The sequence below is a fragment of the Paenibacillus pedocola genome (genome assembly GCF_031599675.1).
Taxonomy (GTDB): domain Bacteria; phylum Bacillota; class Bacilli; order Paenibacillales; family Paenibacillaceae; genus Paenibacillus_AQ; species Paenibacillus_AQ pedocola.
This window is the reverse complement of the sequence record NZ_CP134223.1, coordinates 5,486,558-5,508,940: the sequence shown is the minus strand read 5'-3', so window position 1 is coordinate 5,508,940 and position 22,383 is coordinate 5,486,558. Positions and strand designations below refer to the sequence as shown.

At 52.3% G+C, this 22,383-nt stretch carries 20 protein-coding genes; 14 read left to right on the top strand and 6 right to left on the bottom strand.

Annotated elements, in window-relative coordinates:
• Positions 1 to 43 precede the first annotated feature (43 nt).
• The 5 genes from QU597_RS24335 to QU597_RS24315 all read right to left on the bottom strand — a co-directional run bounded on the left by QU597_RS24335 (position 44) and on the right by QU597_RS24315 (position 7,402).
• Positions 44 to 2,236, bottom strand: a complete 2,193-nt coding sequence (locus QU597_RS24335) for an alpha-galactosidase (RefSeq protein ID WP_310830194.1) — start codon at positions 2,234 to 2,236, stop codon at positions 44 to 46.
• A gap of 130 nt (positions 2,237 to 2,366) precedes the next feature.
• A complete protein-coding gene (locus QU597_RS24330; RefSeq protein WP_310830193.1) occupies positions 2,367 to 4,895 on the bottom strand; it encodes an ABC transporter permease in 2,529 nt (842 codons plus the stop codon).
• Positions 4,892 to 5,593, bottom strand: coding sequence for an ABC transporter ATP-binding protein (locus QU597_RS24325; protein WP_310830192.1), 702 nt, complete (start codon positions 5,591 to 5,593; stop codon positions 4,892 to 4,894). The genes QU597_RS24330 and QU597_RS24325 overlap by 4 nt, the downstream gene beginning before the upstream one ends.
• Positions 5,594 to 5,684: 91 nt before the next feature.
• Entirely contained in the window at positions 5,685 to 6,719 is a 1,035-nt protein-coding gene (locus tag QU597_RS24320; RefSeq protein WP_310830191.1) for a sensor histidine kinase, read from the bottom strand.
• Entirely contained in the window at positions 6,716 to 7,402 is a 687-nt protein-coding gene (locus QU597_RS24315) for a response regulator transcription factor (RefSeq protein WP_310830190.1), read from the bottom strand. Before QU597_RS24315 ends, QU597_RS24320 begins: the two co-directional genes overlap by 4 nt.
• 258 nt (positions 7,403 to 7,660) lie before the next feature.
• Here QU597_RS24315 and QU597_RS24310 point away from each other — a divergent pair, with 258 nt between their 5' ends.
• The 11 genes from QU597_RS24310 to QU597_RS24260 all read left to right on the top strand — a co-directional run bounded on the left by QU597_RS24310 (position 7,661) and on the right by QU597_RS24260 (position 18,614).
• Positions 7,661 to 7,963, top strand: a complete 303-nt coding sequence (locus tag QU597_RS24310) for a LiaF transmembrane domain-containing protein (RefSeq protein WP_236337248.1) — start codon at positions 7,661 to 7,663, stop codon at positions 7,961 to 7,963.
• A 47-nt stretch (positions 7,964 to 8,010) separates the two neighbouring features.
• A complete protein-coding gene (locus QU597_RS24305) occupies positions 8,011 to 8,688 on the top strand; it encodes a PspA/IM30 family protein (protein WP_054943893.1) in 678 nt (225 codons plus the stop codon).
• A gap of 4 nt (positions 8,689 to 8,692) precedes the next feature.
• Positions 8,693 to 9,169: a PspC domain-containing protein gene (locus tag QU597_RS24300; RefSeq protein ID WP_310830189.1), complete on the top strand. Its 477-nt coding sequence runs from the start codon at positions 8,693 to 8,695 to the stop codon at positions 9,167 to 9,169.
• Between the two features lie 3 nt (positions 9,170 to 9,172).
• Positions 9,173 to 9,880, top strand: a complete 708-nt coding sequence (locus tag QU597_RS24295; protein ID WP_054943891.1) for a PspA/IM30 family protein — start codon at positions 9,173 to 9,175, stop codon at positions 9,878 to 9,880.
• A 275-nt stretch (positions 9,881 to 10,155) separates the two neighbouring features.
• Positions 10,156 to 10,803: a cell wall-active antibiotics response protein LiaF gene (gene liaF, locus QU597_RS24290; RefSeq protein WP_310830188.1), complete on the top strand. Its 648-nt coding sequence runs from the start codon at positions 10,156 to 10,158 to the stop codon at positions 10,801 to 10,803.
• A gap of 59 nt (positions 10,804 to 10,862) precedes the next feature.
• Entirely contained in the window at positions 10,863 to 11,876 is a 1,014-nt protein-coding gene (locus QU597_RS24285) for a sensor histidine kinase (RefSeq protein ID WP_310833402.1), read from the top strand.
• Between the two features lie 15 nt (positions 11,877 to 11,891).
• Positions 11,892 to 12,542 (top strand): response regulator, encoded by a 651-nt coding sequence (locus QU597_RS24280; protein ID WP_236337245.1) that lies wholly within the window; start codon positions 11,892 to 11,894, stop codon positions 12,540 to 12,542.
• Between the two features lie 154 nt (positions 12,543 to 12,696).
• On the top strand, positions 12,697 to 13,521 hold the full coding sequence (locus QU597_RS24275; protein ID WP_310830187.1) for a YwmB family TATA-box binding protein: 825 nt from the start codon (positions 12,697 to 12,699) through the stop codon (positions 13,519 to 13,521).
• A 322-nt stretch (positions 13,522 to 13,843) separates the two neighbouring features.
• Positions 13,844 to 15,394, top strand: coding sequence for a glucose-6-phosphate dehydrogenase (zwf, locus tag QU597_RS24270; protein ID WP_310830186.1), 1,551 nt, complete (start codon positions 13,844 to 13,846; stop codon positions 15,392 to 15,394).
• 155 nt (positions 15,395 to 15,549) lie between these two features.
• On the top strand, positions 15,550 to 16,779 hold the full coding sequence (locus tag QU597_RS24265; RefSeq protein ID WP_310830185.1) for an MFS transporter: 1,230 nt from the start codon (positions 15,550 to 15,552) through the stop codon (positions 16,777 to 16,779).
• Positions 16,780 to 17,027: 248 nt separating this feature from the next.
• Positions 17,028 to 18,614: a peptide chain release factor 3 gene (locus tag QU597_RS24260; RefSeq protein WP_236337241.1), complete on the top strand. Its 1,587-nt coding sequence runs from the start codon at positions 17,028 to 17,030 to the stop codon at positions 18,612 to 18,614.
• A 118-nt stretch (positions 18,615 to 18,732) separates the two neighbouring features.
• On the opposite strand, the gene QU597_RS24255 is transcribed toward QU597_RS24260, so the two are convergent.
• Entirely contained in the window at positions 18,733 to 18,969 is a 237-nt protein-coding gene (locus QU597_RS24255; RefSeq protein ID WP_310833401.1) for a small acid-soluble spore protein SspI, read from the bottom strand.
• A gap of 144 nt (positions 18,970 to 19,113) precedes the next feature.
• On the opposite strand from QU597_RS24255, the gene QU597_RS24250 reads away from it, so the two are divergent.
• The 3 genes from QU597_RS24250 (at position 19,114) to arfA (ending at position 22,382) form a co-directional block, all read left to right on the top strand.
• The gene (locus QU597_RS24250; protein ID WP_054943882.1) at positions 19,114 to 19,773 is read left to right on the top strand and encodes a potassium channel family protein; all 660 of its coding nucleotides are present in this window, start codon (positions 19,114 to 19,116) and stop codon (positions 19,771 to 19,773) included.
• A gap of 30 nt (positions 19,774 to 19,803) precedes the next feature.
• Positions 19,804 to 20,601 (top strand): TrmH family RNA methyltransferase, encoded by a 798-nt coding sequence (locus tag QU597_RS24245; RefSeq protein WP_310830184.1) that lies wholly within the window; start codon positions 19,804 to 19,806, stop codon positions 20,599 to 20,601.
• 266 nt (positions 20,602 to 20,867) lie between these two features.
• Positions 20,868 to 22,382 (top strand): arabinosylfuranosidase ArfA, encoded by a 1,515-nt coding sequence (gene arfA / locus QU597_RS24240; RefSeq protein ID WP_310830182.1) that lies wholly within the window; start codon positions 20,868 to 20,870, stop codon positions 22,380 to 22,382.
• Position 22,383 lies beyond the last annotated feature (1 nt).

Sequence of the window (22,383 nt, the reverse complement as noted above, 5' to 3'; positions counted from 1 at the left end):
GCAGGCCCGCGATATATGCGGGCCTGCATTTTTGCATGGACAGTTATTCTACGACAGCGGTGAAATGCAGCAGCTTGCTCTGGAAATCACCGTGCAGCTCAGGCAGCAGCAGGCCGGCATGCATCAGCCGGTCGCCGCCGTATACAGCTCCAGTCTCCTTGAGCACATAATCCTTAGCCGGATCAAGACCCTGCAGGCGCAGGCGTGTGTGAGCCGGGTTCGGTCCGGCCAGCACCTGGAAGTAGCAGGCAAGCGCTTCGGAGCGGTCCGCAGACACGAACATCCACGCGGTGTCATTGCCTTCAAACGGCGAGAGCAGCCGGTACATCTCGCCCTGCTGGACGAGAGAGCGGATCTCTTTGTAGAAGGCGATCTGGGCTGCGGCCTCTTCCTGTTCTTCAGCCGTGAACTTGGTCAGGTCCAGCTCATAACCGAAGTTGCCGGACATTGCCACATCGCCGCGCATCGACAGCGGTGTGCTGCGGTGCACCTGGTGGTTAGGCACATCGGAAATATGGGCGCCCATGGCGCTGGCCGGATAGACAATGCTGGTGCCGTACTGGATCTTGAGCCGTTCGACGGCATCGGTGTTATCGCTGGTCCAGGTCTGCGGCATGTAATGCAGGATGCCCGGATCGAACCGGCCGCCGCCGCCGGAGCAGCTTTCGAACAGCACATGCGGGAAGGCGGAGGTGATTTCTTCCATCACCCGGTACAGGCCCAGCATATAGCGGTGGGCGGTTTCCCCCTGACGTTCCGGCGGCAAGGCTGCGGAACCGATCTCGGTCATATGACGGTTCATGTCCCATTTGACATAGGTTATCGGAGCGGATGACAGTACGCTGCTGACGGCATCGATGATATAGTCGCAGACTTCAACGCGGGACAGATCCAGGATCAGCTGATTGCGGCTCTCGCTGCGCCGTTTGTCCGGCACATGCAGGCACCAGTCCGGATGGGCGCGGTACAGCTCGCTGTCCGGCGAGACCATTTCCGGCTCGAACCAGAGCCCGAACTGCATACCGAGCCGTTTCACCCGTTCGGCCAGATCGGAGAGGCCCAGCGGCAGCTTGCGCTTATCAACGAACCAGTCTCCGAGTGAAGTGGTATCGTCGTCACGATGACCAAACCAGCCGTCATCGAGTACGAACAGCTCGATGCCGAGGGCCTGTCCGGCACGGGCGATGTCTTCGATTTTATCAGCGTCGAAGCCGAAATACGTGGCTTCCCAGTTGTTGATCAGTACCGGACGCGGTTCGTCGCGGAACAGTCCGCGCACAAGCCGCTGACGGTAGAGCCGGTGGTACGTCCGGGACATGCCGCCGATTCCCTGGTCGGAATAGACGAGCACCGCTTCCGGTGTCTGGAAGCTGTCACCCTGCTCCAGCAGCCACTGGAAGCCGAACGGATTGATACCCATGGTGACTCGGGTAGATCCGTACTGGTCCACCTCCGCTTCGGCAAGGAAGTTGCCGCTGTAAACCAGATTGAAGCCGTAGGCTTCACCGCTGTTCTCCCCGGCATGCGGGGAGAGCAGGGCAAGGAATGGATTCTGCTGGTGGCTGCTCGCCCCCCGCTTGCTGTCAATGCCCTGCCGGCCGCTGTGCAGCGGAGCACGGACAACATGCCGTTCCCGGGCCCACGAGCCGGAGAGGTGCAGCAGCTCATAATTGGCATGCGGGAAATCCAGCGAAGCGGACAAGGCGCGGTCCAGCTTAAGCGGCAGCTTGCCGGTATTGATCAGGCGTGCTGAGCGGATGATCGCGTCATACCCTGTCATTACGGTATAGGACAATTCTGCCCGCAGCCCCGCACCGGCGTCTTCAAGTATCAGCACCAGCGTTTCAGCTTCTTCGTCGCTTTCCGCATAAACCGCCGGCAGGCCTTCAAGCGGAGCTTTTCCTTTTACAATACTATGGGATACATACGTCAGTTCTGTTACGGATGTGCCGTTTGACAGCCCGGCTACATAGGCCGGTTCCCGGAAATCGCCTGAGCCATAACCCGGGTATTCTTGAGGAAGCGTATCCAAAGAGAACGCCCAGTCTCCGGGAACAACGCTGCTGCTGAATCCTCTGCCTCGGGGCTCGAAGAGATCGGAGACAGCGGAGCTGCGGATTTTTTTGCCCCAGTACAGATGTGTCGGGTAGGCACCGCGGACAATGTTGAATACATAACTGGTATTTTCGGTTTGCAGATGGAAAATCTGATGCTCTGGAGCATAGTGAATAGACAAGGAAACAACCTCCTATAGCTGCGTGCGGAATGTGAAGATTCAGCCTCATTATAAGTCTGTTCACCCCGCAAGCGTATGGAGAAAAGCAGAATCAATATGGAGAAATGTCGTTTATTTGACGGAGATGAAGTTATTCCGTTTGCCGCAGCCGTTCAACAATGCTGGCCTTGCTCAGCATCCTGTAGGAGCTTAGAGTTACTGTATAAGCAATAGCAGCAAGAACCGGAACGACCAGGATAAACGGCAGCCAGCTCATGCGAAAGACGGTAAAGGCCATACTGTCCGCGATGCTTTTCGAGATGCTATAGGTCAGAATGACGCCCAGGGTGGAGGTAATGGCTGTGGTGAGAAGCACATTGTACAGCCCCTCATAGATCAGCATTTTTTTCAGCTGCCGCTTGGTCATCCCGATGCTCTCCAGCAGGGCGAACTCATTCCTTCGTGTAATGACCCCCGTAACAACAGTATTGATGTAATTAAGGATTCCGATTAGTGCAATGACGAAGCTCAGCCCGTAGCCGACGATCTGAAAAATACGGATAAACCCGGCGAGCTCCTGCCTGTAATCCTCCCTTGATTTGTATACCAGCTCATCGCTGGAAGCGGCAAGAGACTTGGCGGTCTGCGAAGTACTGTCCAGCTTGGCCGGATCAATATGCAGCGTTGCTGACAGCGCCATCGGCGGATCACTGCCCTCAGGCAGCTCCCTTGTCAACTCAGAGGAAGGAAAAAATGCATTATAGCCATACGCCGGGAAAGCTTGCGTGGTAGCTGCATACAGGGCATCATAGTTTAATACAGCCATGACCTCATAGCTTCTGCCAAGCTCCTTATACTCAATATGGTCACCCGGATGATAGTAGGAGATGTTATTGTCATCAGGCATGATGACTTCGGTCACCAGCACATAGTCTCCCGAGGCGAATTTCTGCGGATCAAACTGGCCTTCGACGACATCCTTCTGCACCAGGTTATACCAGCCGTCATCAATGCCATACAGCTTAAGGAAAACGAAATCATTTTTCAGAACGTCAGGCAGGGCAAGATCAGACGGGTAAGTCTCTGCCAGTGGCTCCAGTATAGTCCGTATGGTGTCATCCATATTATACAACTCGGGTGTGTAATAGACCTTCTCCACACTTTCGACACCATCGATCCTTGCTAATTCGCTGCTGAACGCTTCCGACAGTTTATAAGGATCACCCGGACGCTCGCCAAATGACTGCATGACCGCTTGATTGCGGATGACTACATCTCCGGATATAAATGAGCTAAGGTATTTATTCACATCCAGCGAAGAGATGACGGTAAAAATAATGCTGAACAGAATCATGCTTAAGGAGAGCGAGGTCAACATGAGCAGCAGCTTCTTTTTATTACGGAATAGGTTAGTAAAGGCCATGCTGTAGAGCCGTCCCCCGCGTTTCGAACGTTTCTTCCTCCGGTGCTTGGCGCTGATGCCTGTGAACCTGACCGCTTCCACCGGGGCAATCCGCGCGGCCATCCGTCCCGGCTTGCTGGCAGCGATCCATACCGTTACATAGGCGAAAATAGCAGCGCCGATAAAAATCCACGGGCTGGCCGAATAGGCAGCTTCCATGGGTTCACTTGAGAACGTGTTCAGCAGCGGAGTTAACAGCCGTCCGATTCCGTAACCGGCAGCGAGGCCGAAGGGCAAACCGAGCAGGTACAGCAGCTGTGACTGGACGGTAATGATCCGCCTCAGCTGCTTTGGCGTCGTCCCGATCGCTTTGAGCAGGCCGTAAAATTTAACATCGCGCACGACAGATATGTAAAAGATGTTATAAATCAGCAAATACCCGCTGAGCATAATAATGAGGATTACAGCCAAATATGGAATGAAATCGATGAGGTTTTCTGAGAAGGAAGAGGCTGTGTAGCCCCAGTTGATCCCAATCGGCACATCCACACCTGTATCCGCGAGCACTTTGTCCAGTTTCTTTTCGATATCTACCGCATTCTTAAACATGACGCTCAGCTCTGTGGTATTCACATAGGAACCGCTGGCCGCGGACTTTACCGGATCAATTCCGGACAGATTCTCTAGTACCCAGGCATCTGACACAAAAGCCAGCCCGGCAAGGGACAAATTTTTGTCTGCTTCATAATACCCCGACACGATAAAATCCTGCTGAATCACACGCTCCCCCGTATCAATGTCCAGTTGAACCTGCTGCCCCAGCGCATGGCGGATACCGAGTTTATCCATCACCCATGTATTCAGCACAACCTCGTTCTCAGCGGCAGGCAGGCGGCCTTCTATAAAGGAAATAAAACCATGCCTGGCGTAGGCCTCATCAATCCGTTTAACCTCCACCGGGCTGTCCCGGAAGACCTCATTCCGCAAGTTCCCTGCATTTAGCGAAATGCTGTATTCCTGAATGGAGGGATGCTTCTTTAACATTTCTATCTGTTCCGGAGTCACATGTTTGAAGCTGCCGTGAAAATCAGTGCCGACGGTCTTCATCCGGGTCAGTTCTATGGATTTGTTGAGGCTCAGGGTCATTGTAAAGATCGACGTAATGAGCAGGGTCGTCAGTACCACAGCACAGATCACAGCCAGATTGCGCAGCGGATTAGCCCGCAGGCTTTTGAGGGAAAGGCGGGTGATAATTTTGCGGTTGTTAGTGGTGATCATAGCAGGGTAGCTCCGTTTGCGGCCGGGTTACCGGATACAATCCGCCCGTCTTCAATCCGGATAATGCGGTCAGCGGTCTGGGCGATAGCCTCGTTGTGGGTAATCATGACAATGGTCTGATTAAATTTCTCACTCATCTGCTTCAGCAGAATCATGACCTCCTGGCTGGTTCTACTGTCGAGATTACCGGTAGGCTCGTCCGCCAGAATGATCGAGGGCTTGGTAGCCAGTGCTCTGGCAATCGCAACACGCTGCTGTTGGCCGCCGGACAGGTTGGCAGGCAGATTGTGGATTTTCTCCTGCAGACCCAGCGCCCGGATCACCTCATCCAGATACTCCTGATCGATTCTGCCGCCGTCGAGCTCTATTGGAAGCAGAATATTTTCCAGCACATTCAGAATGGGTACCAGATTGTAGCTCTGAAAGACGAACCCAACCGAACGGCGCCGGAAAATCGTCAATTTCTCATCGCTCATCGCAAAAATATCGTTCCCGTCCACGATCACTTTGCCTGCCGTAGCCCGGTCCAGACCGCCCAGCATATGCAGCAGGGTGCTTTTTCCGCTGCCGCTGGTGCCGACAACCGCCAGGAATTCCCCTTGCTCAACGGATAGCGATATATCGTCCAGCGCCTTTACCGTGGTCTGCGGATCTTTACCATAATATTTCTTCAGATTCTGGATGCTCAAAATAGTCATTGCGGATTCCCCTCCATCATTCTTGAATGCTCCTTAAGATATCAGACAAATCTAACCGGGCAGTGTCTGAAATCTGACGGTATTGACACATTTAGAGCTGAGGGAGGAAGACGGAGAGCTTGGTTCCTTGGCCGGGAACGGCTGCCGCCGTAATAAAACCTCCCTGGATACTGATGATCTTCCGCGTTAAATACAGTCCGATTCCGATGCCTTCATATTCCCTGGCGCTGTGTCCCCGGTAAAAACGTTTGAAAATATGCTCAAGCTCATCCTTCGCAATCCCTATGCCCGTATCGGAGATATCAATCCGTGTAAACATTTCATTACTCTCGGCTACAACCCGGATGCTGCCGCCCGGATCCGTATATTTCACCGCATTCTCCAGCAGGTTGAACAGCGCTTCACTGGTCCACTTATGATCATGACGGGCCGCTGTACCGGGAACGCATTCAATTTGGATGCTGATCCTTTTATTTTCCGCGCGTGTATAGATGTGTGATAAGGCACTGGTAATCGTCGCAATGACGGGTTTGACCTCACTGTGCAGGGTGATCATGCCCGTTTCCAGCCGGGATAATTTGATCAGCGAGGTGATCAGCCATTCCAGCTTGTCCGATTGAGCCTCGATCTGGTGCAGCAGAAGCCGGGTATCCCCGCTCAGGTCCGGTGTTTCGGCAAGAAGCTGGCTGTAGAGCAGGATGTTGGAGAGGGGTGTTTTGGTCTGATGGGAGATGTCCGAAATCAGCTCTTTAATGGTATTCTTTTCAGCCTCCAGATGCTGCTCATTCGCTTTGCTGATCTCAATGTAGCGTAATAATTTATGCTCCAGAGAAGAGAGACTGGTCTCGTCAAAATGGGTCAGCTGCTCCCGCCCGTGAATCGCCCGGTCCACCATTTCATCCAAAGCATTCATGAAGCCGGCAACCTGCCGCCGCAGTATCCATGTCCGCAAAGCGCCTACAATTAGTATAGAAAGCACGAAGAGGGCGGTAAGGTTAAGGAATACAGGATGTACTCCGTTCAGATAGGTGGCTGTTCCAGCGTATCCCAATACCAGCAGAAGAAAGATTACGGGGAAAATAAGGCTAACAAGATTGGAGGATCGAACTTCCTTGCCGCTTTTCATGTATTTGGCCTTTCCGCCCACATATATCCCAGGCCGTAGACTGTTTTTATGTATTTTGGCGCCGCAGGCTCATCCTCAATCTTGGCCCGCAGCCGTTTGACGGCTACCGTCAATGCATTCTCATCCACAAACTCCGCATCCTGCGACCAGATTTTATCAATTAACTGCTCTCTATTTAAAATGATGCTGGGGTTGGAGACCAGAAGGTTCAGCAGCTTGATCTCAGTTTTGCTTAGGGTCAATTGCTCCTTGTGCTTATAGAATTCCAGTTTTCCGAAGTCCAGGCTCAAGGGGCCAATCGTTATTTTGTCCTCCGGATGCGGGGCGGTTCTTTTGAGAACAGCCATCACCCGGGCCCTCAGAATCATCAGGCTGAACGGTTTGGTGATATAATCGTCTCCCCCCAAGGCAAACCCGGTGACAATATCCGGCTCCATATCGTTTGCAGTCAGGAAAATAACCGGTACCTGTGAGGTTCTCCGGATTGTCTCGCAGAAATCCAAACCGCTTCCGTCAGGGAGATTAATATCCAGCAGAATCAGATCTACCGGGGTCGAGGCAAATATTTGCTCAGCCATAGCCAGCGTATAAGCTTGTTCAATGTTCAGGCCGTTCTGGGCAAGCGATAGGGAAATTCCTTTGTTCAGGCTCCGGTCATCCTCGACAATCAATAATGTCTTCAATGGAACTGCTCCTTTGCTCTGCCGCATCTAATCAGCAGCTATATTAAGGAATACCTGCAACAATTATACACAGTTTGGAGCTTTAAAGTCTCTGATTGGCGGCAAAGGGGCTTGTTTCATCCCTCAGCAGCCTGCAGTCCTAACTCTGCCCCGTCTAAGGTCCAGTTCATAAAACCGTCCACGGTCTGTTTTGAAAGTCTGCGGATTACCCTAGAATAAGGCTATAAGGTTAAGGTCAACGAAAGGCGGTGAGAAAAAATGCAAAATAGAAAAGGTAACGGACTTGCGATTGTCCTGATTGTGATTGGAGCGATTATGCTGATGGGAGTGTTGCCACACCTGATTCATGGAATCTTCGGAATCCTGTTTCCGGTCCTGCTGGTGGCTCTCGGGTACTACGGAATTAAAAGCGGACGCAAGATTATCGGCTGGGTAGTGCTGTTCATCGGTGTCATGGCTTTGATCTCGAAGCTGTCCTGGATTATTGGACCGCTGCTCGGGGTTGCACTGGTTGTCTGGGGCATCTCGGTACTGAAAGGCAGAAGAGGCAGAACATACTAAGCTTTAGAAGATTACTTAATTAAGAAGCAGGGAGGGAGCAGGAAATCATGAGTGTTTTTCGCCGCATGAGGGATATTACGGTAGCTAATCTAAATGAACGTCTGGAACAAAGCCAGGACCCCGTGAAGCTGATCGATCAATTCTTACATTCAACCCGTGAGGAGATCACTGAAGCCGAAAGGTTGTACCAGCAATACGCTTCCCACACGAAGCAATTGCAGCAGCAGGTGAATCAGGCTACGGCCATGAGAAATAAACGTGAAGAGCAAGCGCTGCTGGCACTGAAGGCCGGAGAGGATAATCTGGCGAAAATGGCTTTGCAGGAGAAGATTATTCACGAGGAAAAGTTGGAGCAGTACAGCGGGCTGCTGGAACAGAGCCAAGGATCACTGTATGAGCTGGAAAGTCAGCTGAATGAGCTGAAGGTCGAATATCAGACGGTGTATAACAAACGCCAGTATTATGCGGCACGGATGGAGTCACTGCGGCTACAGCAGCGCATGAACCAGAGAGCAACTGCCTACGGCAATGGCAGTGACGTACCCAAAATGTTCGGCCGGCTCGAAGACCGCATGAACGATTGGGAGCTGGAAGCGAAGAGTCTCCGCGACCTGCGCCGCATGGGACAGGAATACGCGGTGCAGGCCGGTGAAACGGTGGCAACGGTGCTGGAAAGAGAAATGGCCCGGCTGAAGGAGAAGCTTAACAATGGCGGAAAGGAGTAGTTCTATGACCCGATTGTATCGTTCAACCCGTGACAAGGTGATGACAGGGCTGGCTGGAGGATTGTCCGAGACTCTCGGTATTGACTCTACCCTGTTCCGGATTCTGCTGCTGGTCAGCATTCCGTTTACCGGAGGCACGACAATTCTGGTATATCTCATCGCAGCAATGGTTATTCCGAAGGAGCCCACACAGTACAATCCGTTCGGACCTGGACCGGGAGCACCCGGCGGCCCATACGGCGGACCGTACACTGGCGGCCCCGGATATGGACGCGGACCGCAAGGCCCGCAAGGACAGGGAGGATATGGCGGACACGGCGGACAGCCCGGCTATAACCCCGGGTATGATAAAGCCAATGCTTACTCGGCTCAAGACTCCGGTCTGGATGCCATGATGAAGGATATTGAGAAGAAGGCACTGCAAAAAGAAGTAGAAGAACTGAAACAAAAACTTGCTAAATACGAGAAGGGAGAAGTGTAAATTATGGGAGTATTTCAACGGATTAAGGATATGACAAAGGCGTCGGTAAACGACTTGTTGGATAAAGTAGAGGACCCAATCGTAATGCTGAACCAATATCTGCGCGATATGGAGGCTGAAATTCACGAAGCTGAGGTAACAGTTGCCAAGCAAATGGCTAACGAACGCCGTATGAAACAGCGTGTTGAGGAAGCAGCTAAAATGTCCGGACAGCGTGCAGCCCAGGCTGAACTTGCGCTGAAGAACGGACAGGAGGAAGTTACCCGCAAGCTGCTGGAAGAAAAGATCTACTTCGACCAGAAGCAAGTGGAATACGGCGATCTTCACGCTCAGGCAGAAGTGCAGGCCAAAGAACTGGTACAGCAGCTGCATGAAATGAAGGATGAGTTCTATAAGCTGCGCAACAAACGCAATGAGCTGGTATCCCGCGCCCAAATGGCCAAGGCCAAAAAGCAAATGTCACAGATCAGCAGCGTTCATTCTATTGAGAGCGGAAGCGCATCCCTCGGCTTCCACCGCATGGAAGAAAAAATCATGCAGCTCGAAGCAGAAGCAGATGTTATGCGCGCCCCTTACAGCCCGTCGGCTGGTGTGTACACTAAACCGGTTGACGCCGAAAAACAGCTGAAAGTGGAAGAACAGCTTGCAGCACTGAAGAGCAAATTGAACCCGACAGCTGGGACACCATCTTTAGACAAAAAAGAAGACTAATGCCTGTTCCTAAAAACTAGGCAGATATGATATGCTGAACAAGGTAAAGCCATACGGTATGGATCTCCATACCGGTATGGCTTTTATAGCGGGATGCGGTAAACAGACTTTATACTATAGCAACAATTAAATTAGGCTAAAGAAGCTGATTCTCCGCGAGACAGGTGGAGATTCCCTTTTTATATAGGATAGGCATAGACCAGTTTTGCTCCGCAAAACTTAAGACTATGCTTAAGAAGTTAGTTTTGCTCCGCAAAACTTTTAGGAGGTGCGAAATGGATAAACGGAACCGTTTGATTGCCATTGGACTTATTGGTGTGGGCTGCTTGATGATTTTTGGCAAATGGATCGGATTTTTCTCCGTTGTCGCGCTTCTGTTCCTGCTGCTGGGGATATACCGGACGACGTCGGGCAAGGTCAAGCAGGGCTATAAGCTGCTCGGAATCGGCGCAGTGTTGCTGCTGCTGGATCATTTGCTGCTGGTGCTGGGCATCTGCCTGATCTCGCTCGGGATGTTTTTTGTCAAATCCAAGCGGCTGCAGCGCGGAAAAGGGTTCATGCAGAAGCAGAGCTTCTCTTCCCGGTTTGATTGGGACCTGTCACCTTGGGTAATGCGCAGTCTGAGCGCGTGGCATGTGCTTGGGGAGGCTGATGTTGATCTTTCGCTGGCGATGGCCGAGGATAAGGAGACTGTCATGCTGTTTCAGGGTGTATTCGGCGACATGGACCTTCATCTGTCCGAGGATTATGGTGTGGAGATTGAAGCGTTTGTGCTGTTCGGATCGATTGAATTCGGCAGCCACCGCGACACGGGGATGATGAACAGGCTGAACTGGAAATCGGCCAACTATGATACCAGTGAGCATAAGGTAAAGTTCAATATCTCCTATTTGATGGGCGACCTGGATGTGAGGATATCCTGACAGCCTGACATTTGATTAGAGAGGGAGGACTCCTTAGCGTGGATAAAAAGAGCAGCAATATGATGACGCGCAGCATGGGTGAGGGAGCTTTATTCTCCTTTGTCATGCTGCTGGTTATCCTGTACGTTATGTATACATATGGTTATTTGCAGCCTTTTGAGAATTGGGAAATCGGAATCAGGACAGCTGTGACGCTGACTCTGCTGCCGGTAGCCTTTGGCCTTGGGTTCGGCTTCTATCAGAGCTTCCGGATCAAGCGCCGGCTGGAGCTGCTGCGTGGGACACTGGTGGCGTGGGAAAAAGGCAATCTTACCCCGGCGATGCCGGAGCTCGGCAGCGATGAGCTGGGCAGACTCGGGGAGCAGCTCGGCCGGATCAGCGGCAAATGGGAGAATCAGGTCAATACGCTGCAGCGTCTGTCAACCAACAATGCCAAGCTGGCTGAGCAGGCGCGGGTAACAGCAATCATGGAGGAACGGCAGCGGCTTGCTCGGGAGCTGCATGATGCCGTGTCCCAGCAGCTGTTCGCCATTTCCATGACGGCGACAGCTGTAGGGAGAACGCTGGAGAAGGATTTTGATAAGGCACAGCGGCAAATTGCGCTGATTGAAGAGATGTCTGCAGTAGCCCAGTCGGAGATGCGGGCGCTGCTGCTGCACCTGCGGCCGGTCTACCTGGAGGGCAAAGGGCTGGAGCAGGGGCTGCAGGAGCTGATCAAAGAGCTGAGGATCAAGGTACCGATGGAGATTATTTTCGAGATGGATCCGGATGTGCATTTAATGAAAGGCATTGAGAATCATCTGTTCCGCATCGTACAGGAAGCGATCTCGAACACATTACGCCATGCCAAGGCTGAGAAAATGGAGATCCGGCTGCACCGCCGGGGGGATACCGTCCGGCTAACACTGCGCGATGACGGCATCGGATTCGAGATGGATGAGAGCAAGCAGACTTCCTACGGATTATCGAATATGCAGGAGCGGATTACGGAAACCGGAGGCTCGATCCAATTCATTACGGCGCCAGGCAAAGGCATGCGCATTGAAATTACCGTACCGTTAGTCAATGAATAGGGGGCAAGGGAAGCCATGGAAACGGAAGATATTAAAGTTTTGCTGGTAGATGATCATGAGATGGTGCGGATCGGACTTGCCGCAGTGCTTGGCACCGAAGACGGAATTGAAGTGGTCGGCGAAGCCGGAAGCGGTGAAGAAGGCATACGTCTGGCACAGGAGTATAATCCGGATGTTGTGCTGATGGACCTTGTCATGGAAGGCATGGACGGTATTGAGACGACCAAACGGCTGCTCAAGCTGTATCCGGAATGTAAAGTCATTGTGCTGACCAGTTATCTGGATGATGAGAAGATGTATCCTGTTATTGAAGCCGGAGCATTCAGCTATCTCCTCAAAACCTCGCGGGCCAGTGAAGTCGCGGATGCCATCCGCGCTGCGGCCCGGGGCCAGTCGGTGCTGGAATCCCAAGTGGCTTCCAAAATGATGAACCGCTTCCGCGACAATGCCAAAGGCGAGGTTCCGGCCTACAAGGAGCTTACTGAACGTGAGATGGAAGTACTGAAGCTGCTGGCCCAGGGCAAATCCAACCAGGACATTGCCGATCAGCTGATTATCGGAATTAAGACTGTAAAATTCCACGTCACGAACATCCTCGCCAAGCTGGGCGTAGAAGACCGGACCCAGGCAGCCATTTATGCTTATAAGAACGGGCTGGCGGAATAATTTTTAGTCTATATAAGACTTCTTAGCAGAACAGGGATATAAGCCTGTTCTGCTTTTTGTTGTATTGGGCTGGTTGCGTATGCACGTATATTCCCTCTCATAGTTGGTAATCCTGTCTAGTAGATTGCTAGATTGGATGAGAGGGAGATGCCGTATGGGACTGGGGAACCGGGGACAAGGAAAAGGAAAAGGTAAAGTGATACTGCTGGTTCTTTGCATGTGTATGCTGGTGCTCTTGCTGGCCGGGTTCCGCAGAGGTGCTGACCAGGGAAGTGCAGCCGCGTCAGCGGCCGCACCCGTTTCATCCGGCCCTGCAGCGTTGCCGCAGTCGCTGGAACTCCTGGCATCAGTGGGACAAGAAGTTACGGCAGCAGGGTCTCCGCTGCGGCTTGTCCTGAAATGGCAGGGAGCATACAGCGGGAATGCTGTAGACGCCGTTAGGGAAGCAGACCTGCTGGCTGCACAGCTCGGACTCGGCAAGGCAGAGTCCAGCGAAGAAGATGGACATGCTACTTACAGAGCTTCCGGCGCTCCGGATTTGAATAGTAAGATCTCCATGTTCTGGAGTGAGCTGGGTCCGGACAGCAGCTATGTGATTGTAACTATCGAGACGCGGGATCTGCTTAAGGCGACCAACATCCAGGCTGTTGCACAAGAAGCGGGGACACTGATGCAGGCAGCTGGCATTGCGCCGGAGTGGAATGCTTCACTTCAAGGTGTAACGTCATTGCAGAACTCTCCCCGTGAAGCACTTGCCGGAACTGAAGGCACGATTGCCGGCCGGTTGTCCGGGCTGAAAGCGGTGGAGGATTATGAGGATGATACGACCTGCAGCCGGTCTTATAGTGTTCCGGGGCTGAGCCGGTTTGTGAATAGCGGAGATCACAAGGTAGCTCTGCAGGCAGCTGTACATAAGAACGGCAATGACAACAGCAACCGTGTAACCATCGGATTGCCGCTGATTACTATTGAGTATTGATTCGCCGAAAGTTTAATGATCACCACAATTTCAGCCAGAAGCTTTGCACACCAGCTCCGCGTTTGCGGAGCTTTTTGCGTAGCGGTATAATAGAAGATGGCGGGCAGCGACCTGCCCTTATCCCGGAGTATAAGCTGAAATATGTAAAGGGATAAGAAAGAGTAATGGAAATTTGCGAAATCCCGAGAAAAACTGTCAGGAATGTGATAGCATCCTTTCCACGGATATGATAAAATGACATCACGCCGCTATGCGTTTTTTATGATTTAACCGGCGCTGAGAATGATTGTCAACTATATTACATACAGAGAGATGAGGAGCCATGGCTGAAAATCAAACCCTTGATGAACTGCATACACCCGGTGCTGTATTTTTTATTTTTGGGGCAACCGGAGATCTAGCCCGGCGTAAGCTTTTCCCGGCGATTTACAGTTTGTACCGTGAAGGCAAGCTGACACATGATTTTGCGGTAATTGGCGTGGCTCGGCGTCCCCGTACCCAGGAGGAATTCCGGGACGATGTGAAGGAGTCCATTCGTGAATTTTGCCGCTACCAGGCGGGAGATGCTGCAGAATGGAATGAGTTCGTACAGCATTTTGAATACAAATCGCTGGACATTAACAATATCGACGGCTTCCGTGAGCTGAATGCACAGACGGAAGTGCTCGAAGAGAAATTCCATATCCCGGGCAACCGGATGTTCTATCTGGCTCTTGCTCCCGAGCTGTTCGGCAGCGTCTCGTTTAACCTCAAAGCCGGCGGCATGCTGCAAGGCTCAGGCTGGAACCGTCTGGTCATCGAGAAACCGTTCGGTTACAACCTGGAGTCGGCAGAGCAGCTCAACGAGCAGATCCGCCAGGTGTTCAAGGAAGAGGAGATCTACCGGATCGACCACTATCTGGGCAAGGAAATGGTGCAGAACATCGAAGTAATCCGTTTTGCCAATGCCTTCTTTGAACCGCTGTGGAACAACAAGCATATCGCCAACATTCAGATCACCCTCGGTGAAACCGTCGGGGTCGAAGAGCGCGGCGGGTATTACGATCATGCCGGAGCGCTTCGCGATATGGGCCAGAACCATATTTTGCAGCTGCTGACGATGATTGCGATGGAGCCGCCAAGCCGTCTGCTGGCTGAAGATATCCGGGATGAGAAGGTGAAGGTGCTGCGTTCGCTGCGTCCTTATGCTTCCTCCGAAGAGGTCCGTGAGAATGTAGTGCGCGGGCAGTATACCCAAGGCCTCTACAAAGGCAAGAGCCTTCCGGCTTACCGCCAGGAGGATAAGGTGGATCCTGAATCCAACACCGAAACGTACTTTGCGGCGCGTATTTTTGTAGACAATTTCCGCTGGGCGGGAGTTCCATTCTATATTCGTACCGGCAAACGCCTCCCTGTGAAGACCACGGAAGTGGTTGTAGAGTTCAAGGGCATGCCGACTAATGTGTACTTGGGTCAAAAGCATAATCTTGAGCCGAACCTGCTCGTTATCCGCGTGAATCCGATGGAAGGCATCTACGTGAAGATCAACGCCAAGAAGCCGGGCTCGGAGTCGGAAATTCAGCCGCTGGCGATGGATTTCTGCCAGAGCTGTATGGTCGGTATCAACTCGCCGGAAGCTTACGAACGCCTGCTTCATGATGCAGCGCGCGGCGATTCCACCTATTTCACCCGCTGGGATGAAGTATCGTCAGCCTGGTCGTTCGTTGACCGGATCGCCAAAGCCTGGAAGGAAGAGAGCAGTGATCTGGCCTCCTACCCTGCAGGTTCGTGGGGACCGGTTGAAGCGGATCAGCTGCTGGCCCAGGAGGGCTTCCACTGGTGGCCGGTGAACGGACAGGAAGAAGACAATGTGGTATGGCGCGTGAACGGCTAATTTCATAACTTTGCAATAAGCTTAACAGAGCAGCGGTTCTCCAGTTCGTGGGGGATCGCTGTTTTTGTGTTTTCAAAACAGGGAATTTTCTATATAATTCCATTAAATGGTTAAACGTCGATTCTAATCTGTGCTGGAGCGGAGGTGTTTGGCTAATGGAAAGATTGCATGCTCATAAGCAATACAGTATATTTCTGGGAATCATACTCTCGGTTTATAATCTTGCTGACAAGCTGTACGGAGCCGTATATATCGTCCTAATGAGTAGGAGGGGGATCGATCCGCTGCAGATTAGCATTGTGTTCGCTGTCTCTTCGCTGTCTTTGGCGGTTTTTGATTATCCGAGCGGCAATTTATCTGACTTGTATGGACGCAAGAAGCTGGCTGCTATCGGTTTTTTTACATGGGGGGCCGGGTTATGTCTATTCGCCCTCGCCGACCATCTTCTGTTATTTATCGTTTCCGCTGTCATCATGTCTCTGGGCGTAGCGTTAATCTCGGGCTCACCACAGGCATGGTATATCGATAAACTGGATGATCTGGGAATGATGGAGTATAAGAATGTTGTGCTGCCACGTTTGAACGGGTTTGTGTCCGCCTTTGCCATCGTGGGTGCTTTATTGGCGACACTAAGCAGCAATATTCATCTCTATCTCCCTGTAGCTATAGCGGGCGTAGTAACGATTGGCCTCAGCATCTATGTCTGGTTCCGGTTCAGCGATAATTATGGCACCCGGTCGGAAGATAATATTTTTAAAGAGGTATATGTCACTTCGGTGGATTTTGCCCGAAATAAGCTGATGCGGTTCGTTCTGCTAAAAAGCATCTTCAGCCATGCGGCCTTGCTTGCTTTCCTGCTGAGCTGGCAGGTGTATGGTGTGAATGAGCTAAAGCTGCCGGTCGGCTATTTAGGCGTATTGCTGATCGTGTTCATGGCTGTAATGAGCATATCGGCATTCTTTAGTTCTTTTTTGGCTAAACGGAAAGTCTCAGCGATTAAAATCATATCCGGAGGTACGTTCATCTCGGCTGCAGGGTTGCTGCTTGCAGGCTTATTCCCGAATCCGGTCATCTTTGTGGGCGGTTTGATTCTGTTTGAATTTGGGCTTGGCATGGAGTCTTCTTCATTTGCTGCCTGGATTCAGGATTTAATCCCCCGGAGCAAACGGGCAACGTTCTCATCCGGCTTGTCCTCACTTAAATCTCTGGCCGGGTTCATTATTGCTTTATTGCTGGGCTTAATCAGCGAGCATATGGGCTACTCCCTGATTTGGTATTTGGCAGCGGCAAGCCTGCTGATCTCGGTTGCAGTTCTGCTCTATTTAAATGCGATGTTTCTCCGGTCCAGAACGGCTCAAGTTGAAGCTGAGAAGGCAACTATATAAATTAAGGGAGCCAAACGGCGAATTTTAACAACTTATTTCACATCCGCTGCTTTTTTGTAGATAATGTTTGCCGGATTTTGATATACTTTAAAGGATGCTTTCACTAGAAGCGGAACTGGAGACTATTATGGGATTATAATGAATCCACGGATAGAAGGGATTTGTACTCATGAGCAGAGCGCCGATTTGAGATTAGCCCCGTGCTATGGAATAGGCAGCATGAATTTATATATGAAGGGATATGTGCAATGAATAAGGCACCAGATCAGAAACTGCTACAGGAAGTGGACAAACGCAGAACGTTTGCGATCATTTCCCACCCGGATGCGGGTAAAACAACACTAACGGAGAAGCTGCTGCTGTTCGGCGGCGCGATCCGGCTCGCGGGTACCGTCAAGGCCCGTAAAGCAAGTAAGCACGCGACCAGTGACTGGATGGAAATCGAGAAGCAGCGCGGAATTTCGGTCACTTCCTCTGTAATGCAATTTGACTATTTGGACCACCGGGTGAACATTCTGGATACGCCGGGTCACCAGGATTTCAGTGAGGACACCTATCGTACCTTAACGGCTGCGGACAGTGCAGTCATGCTGATTGACGTAGCGAAGGGTGTGGAAGCGCAGACGATCAAGCTGTTCCAGGTCTGCGCCAAGCGCGGAATTCCGATCTTCACCTTCATTAATAAGCTGGACCGTGAGGGGCAAAGTCCGTTTGATCTGATGGAGGAGCTGGAGAACGTACTGGGCATCCGCTCCGTACCGATGAACTGGCCGATTGGCAGCGGACGCGAGCTGTGCGGGGTATACGACCGGATGAAGAATCAGGTGGAGTTGTTCCAGGGTGACGATCACTCTGTGATCAAGGTTCAGAAGGTGGAGAGCTACCGCGACCCGATCATCCGTGAGATGGCCGGAGAATATCTGCATGACCAGCTGTGCCAGGACCTGGAGCTGCTGGATGTGGCAGGCGATGCTTTTGACTATGAAAAGGTACTGCGCGGGGAGCTGACTCCGGTGTTCTTCGGCAGTGCAATCAATAATTTCGGTGTGCAGACATTCCTCGATAACTTCCTGGAGCTGGCACCGAAGCCGGAACCGCGCCGCAGCACGGCCGGTCCGATTGAACCGACCAATGAGAAATTTACCGGCTACGTGTTCAAAATCCAGGCCAACATGAACCCGGCGCACCGTGACCGTATCGCTTTCCTGCGGATTGTGTCCGGCAAGTTCGAGCGCGGCATGAGCGTGAAGCATGTCCGGGCAGGCAAAGATATTAAGCTCTCCCAGCCGCAGCAATTCCTGGCGCAGGACCGCGATATTGTCGAGGAAGCTTATCCGGGTGATATTATCGGGCTGTTTGATCCGGGGATTTTCCGGATCGGCGACACGCTTAGTCAAGCCGGTGATATGGAATTTGATGAGCTGCCGACGTTCTCACCGGAGATTTTCTCCAAGGTGAGCATCAAAAATGCACTGAAATCGAAGCAGTTCCAGAAGGGGATTGACCAGCTGACGGAAGAAGGCATGATTCAGGTGTTCCGTACGGTCAACTTCGACGATATTCTGCTGGGTGTAGTGGGTCAGCTGCAGTTCGAAGTCTTCGAGTACCGGATGAAGGGCGAATATGGCGTGGACGTTCAGCTTCAGCGGATGAGCTACCAGTTCGCACGCTGGATTGTGGACGAGAACAAACCGGACCCGGCCAAGTTCCGCATCAACTCTACGCTGGTGACGGACAAGAAGGGGAACTATGTCGTGCTGTTCGAGAACGAATACGCGATGCGTACCGCAATGGAAAAGAATCCGACCGCGAAATTCCTGGAAACAGCTCCTTGAGTAAACGGCAGTAAGCTGCGGGAGATGTAATCCCTGCCGCCATCTTAACGAAAAACCTCCGCCCCCCTGGAGTGCAGCCGCATTCCGGGTAGCGGAGGTTTTGTACATATGCGCCTGCTCAGGACATGACCGATCCGGGAGTAACCTCTTCCAGATGTCTGTGCAGCATAGAAATGACACGGTCCTGCTTGGCCTGTTCAAGGTCTTTCCAGACCATTTCGAACATCACACCAAGTCCTGGAAGCGCAGCTTCCGGTCCGTCTACGGAGCCTTCAATCATAGCCCGCAGATTCTCTTCGGACTGGCCGTGCACTTTATGAAGAACGGCCTGGCGCAAATCGATGGTAACCGGCATCATTAACCTCCTCAATAGTTAACTCTGTAAGTATGCTGAAACGCCCTGTACTAATGTACCCTGCGGGAGCGGTGAAAATTCAAGTTTAGATGACCATATGCTATACTGTTTGAAACGAAAAATGCTTACGGGAGGTACACGGACATGGCCAAAAAACAATATGCCGTCATCGGAATGGGACGTTTCGGCTCAAGTGTAGCCAAGGCGCTCAGCGGGATGGGATTTGATGTACTGGCGATCGATGCCGATGAGCAGCGTACCCAGGAAATCTCCGGTATTGTAACCCATGCCGTATCCGCAGACTCCACCGATGAGGAAGCGCTGCGCGCGCTTGGCATCCGCAACTTTGATGTTGTGGTTGTGGCAATCGGAGAGGATATTCAGGCCAGCATCCTTACGACGCTGATCCTGAAGGATCTTGGTGTGCCGGCAATTCTGGTCAAGGCCAAAAGCGAGCTGCACGGCAAGGTATTAAGTAAGATTGGTGCGGACAAAGTTATCTATCCCGAACGGGATATGGGCATGCGGGTAGCGCATCATCTGGCTTCGCCGAACATCCTGGATTATATCGAGCTGTCGCCGGATTACAGCATTCTGGATATGAAAGTGCCAAAGCCGATGCTGGGCAAAAATCTCCAAGAGCTGAATATCCGCGCCAAATATGGCTGTAACGTCATGGCGATCCGCCGGGGCGAGGAGATGAACATTTCTCCGCGGGCTGAAGACCGGCTGAGCGAAGGCGATGTGCTTGTCATCGTCGGGCGCAAGGAGCATCTGACGAAGCTGGAAATGGCTTATCAGTAGAGTGAATGTAGAATAGAAAGGTAGGACCTCATGGAAATTATTTCTGCGCAAAATACGCGGGTGAAGGAATGGGCCGGGCTGCAGGAGAAGAAGCACCGCGACAAGACCGGTAAATATATCGTGGAAGGTATACACCTCGTGCAGGAGGCGCTGCTGGCTGAAGCCGAGGTAGAAATCCTGGCCTATGATCTCGACAAAGGCATGCCGTCCGAGCTGAAAGCTCACCTTCAGGCCGTACAGGGCATGGAGGTCATTGGTGTCTCTGCAGCAGTCATCGCCAAGTGCAGCAGCACGAATACCCCGCAGCCGGTTTTTGCGGTTGTCCGCAAGGAGCAGCAGGGCGTGGAGGGTATCCTCGTGAAGCCGGACAGCCTGGTTGTTGTGCTGGACGGCGTCCAGGACCCGGGCAATGTGGGCACGATCATCCGCAGCGCGGATGCGGCAGGCGCAGACGGAGTCATTCTCGGCCAGGGCTGCGCGGATTTGTATAACCCGAAGACCATCCGCTCCACAATGGGCTCGATGTTCCACCTCCCTGTAGTGGAGGGGGATTTAAGTGTGGTTCTTCCGCAGGCGCGGGAATGCGGCGCACTTCTCGTCAGCACCTCGCTGACCGGAGAGGACTCCTGCTATACCCACGATTTCCGCGGCAGCCAGTGGCTGCTGATCGGCAGCGAAGGTAAGGGGATCTCACCGGAAACGGCAGCGCTGGTCGACAAAAGCATCATCATCCCGATGGCCGGCCGGGCCGAATCACTGAACGCGGCGATGGCGGCGACGATTCTGCTGTTCGAGGGGATGCGGCAGCGGGGTATCGGACGGGAATAAATCCGTCGCAGCTAAGCATATACAGGGAAGAGCCGTTGGAGCCATGGGACGTACCCTAGCTCCAACGGCTCTTCCCGTTTATTTTCCACATAAACCGCCAGGCCGCCTTGAGCCTCAGCGGTGTTTTTTTCGTCTGAATAAAAGGTTGTAAATATAAAAATTCTGATTGAATACTATGCTGTTTAAACCCACTTAATTCCTGTAATATATTTGTTGTAAGCGATTGCTTGGAGGTTGTGAATTTAAAAATGATAAGGAGCGTTAGCATGACCACTATGAATAACGCCGCATTAATTATCGACAAAGCGTACCGGTTGGCGGAAGTTGATCCTCGGCTGTACAGCTCATTTATCGAGCATTTGGGTCGCGCCGTGTACGGCGGAATCTATGATCCGGGACATCCCGAAGCGGATAATGCCGGCTTCCGCCGCGATGTTGCCGGTCTGATTCGTGACATCGGGGTGCCGTTGATACGCTATCCGGGCGGCAACTTTGTGTCGGGCTACAACTGGGAGGATGGCGTAGGGCCGGTAGAAGAACGTCCAAGCCGTCTGGATCTTGCCTGGCGGAGTATTGAGCCGAATAAGGTTGGAACAAATGAGTTTATTGAATGGGCCAGGAGCATAGGAGCGGATGTCATGATGGCTGTCAATCTGGGCACCCGGGGTGTCGATGCTGCGCGGCATCTGCTGGAGTATTGCAACCATCCGGGCGGAACGCAGTACAGCGATCTGCGTGTGGCACATGGATACAAGGAACCTCATCGGATCAAGACTTGGTGCCTCGGCAATGAAATGGATGGACCCTGGCAGATCGGCCAGAAGACAGCGGTTGAATACGGACGCCTAGCCAGTGAAACCGCCAAGGCGATGCGGCTGGTCGACCCCGGGATTGAGCTGGTTGCATGCGGCAGCTCATTCCGTTCAATGCCCACTTACGCAGAATGGGAAGCGGTAGTGCTCGATCATACCTATGAGCAAGTTGACTATTTGTCACTGCATACGTATTACGGCAACGCCGATAACGATACTGCGAACTATCTGGCCCGCTCATTGGATATGGATCATTTCATTCGTGAGATTATCGCCGTCTGTGATTATATCAAGGCTAAACAACGCAGCCGTAAGACGCTGCATCTGTCCTTTGATGAATGGAATGTGTGGTTCCATACGCTGGAGAGCAACAAACAGGTTGCCCCTTGGCAGCATGCGCCGGAACTGCTGGAGGACTGCTATACTTTCGAGGATGCGCTGATGGTCGGCAGCATGCTGATTACGCTACTCAATCATGCCGACCGGGTCAAAATCGCCTGCCTGGCCCAGCTTGTTAACGCTATTGCGCCAATAATGACGGAAACGGGCGGCCGCGCCTGGAAGCAGACAATTTATTATCCGTATCTGCATGCTTCTCTATATGGCAGAGGTACCGTACTCGTGCCAGTACTGAATTGTGCGAAATACGACTGCAAGGACTATACGGATGTGCCGCTGCTGGATACAGCGATTGTGTACCATGAAGCACAGGAGGAGCTGACGATCTTTGCGGTCAATAAAAGCCTTGTGGAGTCGAACAAGCTGGTGTGTGATGTTCGGGGATTTGCCGGCTACCGGGTGATAGAGCAGATTGTGATGACGAGTGGAGATGTGAAAGCAGTCAATACTGCCGATGCTCCGGATACAGTCCTTCCGCACCGGATCCATGATGCCAAGGTGGATGATGGCTATCTGACTGCAGTTTTGCCGGCGTTGTCATGGAATGTAATCCGTTTGCGGAAGCATTAGC